The following is a 4,584-nucleotide window of genomic DNA, read 5'->3' as shown; positions in this document are numbered from 1 at the left end:
AGCGAGTGCGCGACCAGGTCGACCCGGTCCGCGCCGCTGGTCGCCAGCAGGCGGGAGATCCGCGCGTCGAGTCCCGCGTACAGCTGGGGCAGGACCGCCGCGACGTTCGGGGAGTCGTACTCGTGGGCTTCGATGATGTCGATCGGGTAGCCGTTGCTGGCCAGCCGTTTGGCCTGGGACTCGAACTGGGCCGCCGACCCCGCGCTGCCGTGGATGAAGATCACCGGACGGTACGTCGGTGCGGCGGCGGCTTCGGCGGCGCGGGGGACGGCGACGGCGGACAGGCTGGCGGCGAGGGCCACTCCGACCCCGACCAGCACGGAGAGCAGTCTCCGGCGAGATGTGTGCATCGATCCTCCACCTGACGGACGAAGTATTTGCACTGCTAGCGCAAGTATCGTGTCAGGGTGTGGCGCGATGGTCCACACCGCACGGTCCGCCGACCCGGGTCGGACGCCCCGTCCGTACACCGAGCCCCTTGACGCGTCGGTCGACACGGCGTCAGCTGGCAGACACAGGTCGTTGCCGTTCGTTTGGTTGTGCGACGATCGGCGGGCATCACGTCGAACGACCGTCCACCGGCCTGCCCCGCGCACGGACGCGGGCAGTGACCGGGGAGGGCACACACCTCGTTACCCCCTTGGAGAGCACGATGTCCCTCTCCCCATCCCGGGTCTTCGCTGAGCTGAACGCGGCTCGACCCCCTGACCAGCCGGCACCGACGATGGGAAGGGCCGTCGTGGTCGGCGGCAGCGTCGCCGGTCTGCTCGCCGCCCGGGTGCTGTCCGACCACGCCGACACCGTCGTCATCATCGACCGGGACGACCCGCAGGTGACCGGCGCGCGTCCCGGCGTACCCCAGGGGACGCAGCTGCACGCGCTGCTGCCCGGCGGCCTCTTCCAGCTGGAGCGGCTGTTTCCCGGTTTCCGCGACGAGGCACTGGCACGCGGCGCGATCGAGGCGCCGCCCACGGCCCGACGCAACTACCTCGACGGGCGGCTGAAGGTCGTCGTCCCCGACGACGCCGACAGCCTGGCGGGCAGTCGGCCGCTGCTGGAGGGCCTGATCCGCCAGCAGGTGCTCCGACTGCCCAACGTCAAGACGATCACCGCCCGTGCGACCGGCCTCACGTTCGACGACGACGCGGTCACCGGGGTCCGGTGCGAGGTCGCCAGGGTGCCCGGTGTCGAGCGCGGCGACCTCGTGGTGGACGCCATGGGGCGGTCCAGCAAACTGTCCGACTGGCTGGAGCGGGCCGACTGGGAGCGACCGGTCACCCGGCGGATGACAGTGCACCTCAACTACGCGACCGCCCTGTTCCGTCGTCCGGAGCCCACCCCGGCCTCCACCGTCGTGCTGGCCCTGAACACACCGGGAACGGGGCTGGACGTGGCCGGGGCGGCGTTCTTCGCCATCGAGGACGGCCGGTGGATGGCCATGATGGCCGGTTACGGCGACGACCGTCCGGGCCGCACCGCGGAGGACTTCGTCCGCCGCCTGCGGGAGCAGTTCCCACCGGAGTTCGGCGAGGTCGCCGACCAGGAGATGATCGGCGACGTCCAGACCTACCACCACGCCGACAGCCGGCGACGGGACTTCCACGCGCTCAAGCGGTTCCCGGCCGGCCTGGTCAGCGTCGGCGACGCGGTCGCGTCGTTCAACCCGGTGTACGGGCAGGGCATGACGGCGGCGGCCCTGCACGCAGCGTGCCTGTCGACGTACCTCCGGTCCCACCCGGACCTGCGGGCGCCCGCGCGCCACTACCTCGCGCTCCAGAAGGTCGTGGTCGACGCCGCCTGGTCACTGTCGACCTCGGCGGACCTGGCGTTGCCCCACGTCGACGGGCCCTACCCGCGCGGCCACCGGCTCTCCAGCTGGGCCAGCCGGCAGGTCATCGCCGCGACAGTCACCGACGTGCCGACCGCGCGACGGGTCAACGACGTCGTCTCCATGCGCGAGCACCCCAGCTCACTGGCCCGGCCGAGCGTGCTGCTGGGCGCACTGCGGGCCAACCGTCGCGCCCACTGAGCGGTGCCCCGCGGCCTCGTCGCGAGGCCGCTGATCGGTGCCCGGCGGCCTCGTCGCGAGGCCGCCGGGACGGCCCTAGCGGGGGAGCTTGCGGAGGATGTCGACCACGAAGCGGTGGTCGTCCAGCTGCGGCAGCCCGGAGACACCGACCCAGCCCACGACGCCGGTGCCGCGCACCCGCAGGGGCAGCGCGCCCCCGGCCGCCGCGTACCGCGAGGCCGGCAGGCCGAACCGCTCGGCCAGCGTCACCTGCTTGTCCTGGCACAGTCGGGCCATGTAGAGCGACGAGTGCTCGAACCGCATCACCACCCGGCCCTTGCGGCGCAGCCACGCGTCGTTGTCCGCCGTCGACCCCGGCAGACCACAGTGGAACAGCTGCCGTCCGGCCCGCCACACGCCCACCGAGACCGGCAGCCGCTGCTCGGTGGCGGCGGTGACGGCGAGCATCCCCAGCTCGTACGCGTCGGTCTCGGACAGGCCCGCGAGCTCCAGCTCGCTCTCCTCGCGCAGCAGCTCGTCAAGCGTCGGCCACGATGCACTGTCAGCTGACATGTCTCTTCTCCTCATGGTGCAGAGGCGATCATCGGTCGATCACCAGGCGCAGGGCGCGTAGTCCTTCAGGAAACAGCCGTACAGGTCCTCGCCCTGCTCGCCGCGGACGATCGGGTCGTACACCCGGGCCGCGCCGTCGACCAGGTCCAGCGGGGCGTGGAAGCCCTCGTCGGCCAGCCGCATCTTCGTCGGGTGCGGGCGTTCGTCGGTGATCCAGCCGGTGTCGACGCTGGTCATCAGGATGCCGTCGGTCAACATCTCCTCGGCGCTGGTGCGGGTCAGCATGTTCAACGCCGCCTTGGCCATGTTGGTGTGCGGATGCCCCGGCCCCTTGTAACCGCGGCCGAACTGGCCCTCCATGGCCGACACGTTCACCACGTACTTGCGCCGGGCCGACGCGGCGGCCATCGCCGGGCGCAGCCGGCTGACCAGCACGAACGGCGCGGTGACGTTGCACAGCTGCACCTCGAGCAGCTCGACCGGATCGACCTCCTGCACGCGCTGGACCCAGCTGTTGACCGAGTCGAGGTCGGGCACCAGCCCGCCGGCGTCGATGGCGGTGGACGCCGCGATCCGGTCCGGTGAGGCCGAGCCGCTGGTCAGTGCCAGCGCGGTCAACGCGTGCGGGGTGAGCGCTGTCGACTGGGGCCCGGCGGTCAGGCTGCCCACCGGGCCGCCCGGGCCGTCCGGCTTGGCGAACGTGATCAGCTCCGGCAGCGGACCGTCCGGCAGGGCCGCCGCCTCCGCGGCGATCAGCTGCGCGTACGCCCCGGGGGACCGGCGGACGGTCTGCGCCGCGTTGTTGATCAGGATGTCGAGAGGGCCCTGGCTGCTGACGTCGTCGGCGAGGGCGATCACCTGGGCGGGGTCACGCAGGTCGATCCCGACGATGCGCAGCCGGTGCAGCCAGTCCCCGCTGTCCGGCATCGCGGTGAAGCGGCGGACCGCGTCGTGCGGGAACCGGGTCGTCACCGTCGTGTGCGCGCCGTCGCGCAGCAGCCGCAGCGCGATGTACATGCCGATCTTGGCGCGTCCGCCGGTGAGCAGCGCGCGCCGGCCGGTCAGGTCGGTACGGGCGTCGCGGCGCTCCCGGTTGAGCGCGGCGCAGGACGGGCAGAGCTGGTGGTAGAACGCGTCCACCTGGCGGTAGCGCTGTTTGCAGACGTAGCACCCGCGCGGGTTGTGCAGGAAGCCCGCCGTCTCGCCCGCCACCGAGGACGCCAACGGAATGCCCTGCGTCTCGTCGTCGATCCGCCCGGGAGCGCCGGTGGCGGTGGCCTCCGTCACCGCCCGGTCGGCGGCGAGGATGGCGTCGCGCCGCTCCTCCCGCCGCCGCTGCTTGATCACCTTGTAGAGCCGGGCGGTGGCCCGCTGCACCCGCACCACGTCGGGATGGTCGGAGGGAAGTGCCTCCAACTCATCGAAGACGCTGAGGCAGGCCTCCAGCCGGCTCCGGTCAATACCGTGCTGACCGTTTTCGGTAATGTTGTCCACCGTCATGCGTCGTTGTCTCGTCCCGTATCCCGGGCCGGCTCCAGCCGGCCCGCCCCAAGTCCGACCCGAAACGGTACGCGCCTCACGGCCTCCGACGCACCTCGCGCCTGCCCGGCCGGTGCGCGGCGCGGTCAGCTGACGTCGGCCTGGCCGAGACGCCAGTAGCCCATGAAGGCCACCGCCCGCCGGTCCAGCCCCCGCTCGGCGACCAGGTGCCGGCGCAGGGTACGGATGACGCCGGCCTCCCCGGCCAGCCACGCGTACAGCGGCACCGGGGGCACCTCCTCCGGCACCTCCCACAGGATCTCCGTGTCCACGTCCACGTCCGGCACGGGCTGGGCGGCCCTCGACGCCTCGCTGGCCAGCAGCTCCCCGGCCGCGGCGGTGACGGCGGGCACCAGCCGGCTGCCGTACCCGCCGGTGCCCCGAGGTAGCCAGCGGACCTCGACGCCGGGCGGCGCGACCAGCGGCAACACGTCGGCCGCTTCCGGCACCTCCAGCACGACAGT

General features: G+C 72.5%; 5 protein-coding genes. 1 reads left to right on the top strand and 4 read right to left on the bottom strand.

Annotation, left to right across the window (positions count from 1 at the left end):
* On the bottom strand, nt 1-350 hold a 350-nt coding region (locus KBX53_RS23265; RefSeq protein WP_369010009.1), incomplete at its 3' end, for an esterase/lipase family protein.
* Between the two features lie 302 nt (nt 351-652).
* Here KBX53_RS23265 and KBX53_RS23260 point away from each other — a divergent pair.
* Nucleotides 653-2,029 (top strand): NAD(P)/FAD-dependent oxidoreductase, encoded by a 1,377-nt coding sequence (locus KBX53_RS23260; RefSeq protein ID WP_210861634.1) that lies wholly within the window; start codon nt 653-655, stop codon nt 2,027-2,029.
* Between the two features lie 75 nt (nt 2,030-2,104).
* On the opposite strand, the gene KBX53_RS23255 is transcribed toward KBX53_RS23260, so the two are convergent.
* The 3 genes from KBX53_RS23255 to KBX53_RS23245 all read right to left on the bottom strand — a co-directional run.
* On the bottom strand, nt 2,105-2,581 hold the full coding sequence (locus KBX53_RS23255; RefSeq protein ID WP_030337646.1) for a heme-degrading domain-containing protein: 477 nt from the start codon (nt 2,579-2,581) through the stop codon (nt 2,105-2,107).
* Between the two features lie 39 nt (nt 2,582-2,620).
* The gene (locus KBX53_RS23250) at nt 2,621-4,081 is read right to left on the bottom strand and encodes an SDR family oxidoreductase (RefSeq protein ID WP_030337645.1); all 1,461 of its coding nucleotides are present in this window, start codon (nt 4,079-4,081) and stop codon (nt 2,621-2,623) included.
* A gap of 125 nt (nt 4,082-4,206) precedes the next feature.
* Nucleotides 4,207-4,584, bottom strand: a 378-nt coding sequence (locus KBX53_RS23245) for a siderophore-interacting protein (protein ID WP_210861632.1), incomplete at its 5' end; no start/stop codon positions are given.

Origin of the sequence: Micromonospora sp. M51 (assembly GCF_018070305.1) — a bacterium.
Taxonomy (GTDB): Bacteria; Actinomycetota; Actinomycetes; order Mycobacteriales; family Micromonosporaceae; genus Micromonospora; species Micromonospora parva.
This window is presented reverse-complemented; position numbering and strand designations above follow the sequence as displayed.

Excerpts from the sequence above, each read along its gene's own strand:
- KBX53_RS23250 (WP_030337645.1), bottom strand. The coding sequence starts at position 4,081 with ATGACGGTGGACAACATTACCGAAAACGGTCAGCACGGTATTGACCGG.
- KBX53_RS23260 (WP_210861634.1), top strand. The coding sequence starts at position 653 with ATGTCCCTCTCCCCATCCCGGGTCTTCGCTGAGCTGAACGCGGCTCGA.
- KBX53_RS23255 (WP_030337646.1), bottom strand. The coding sequence starts at position 2,581 with ATGTCAGCTGACAGTGCATCGTGGCCGACGCTTGACGAGCTGCTGCGC.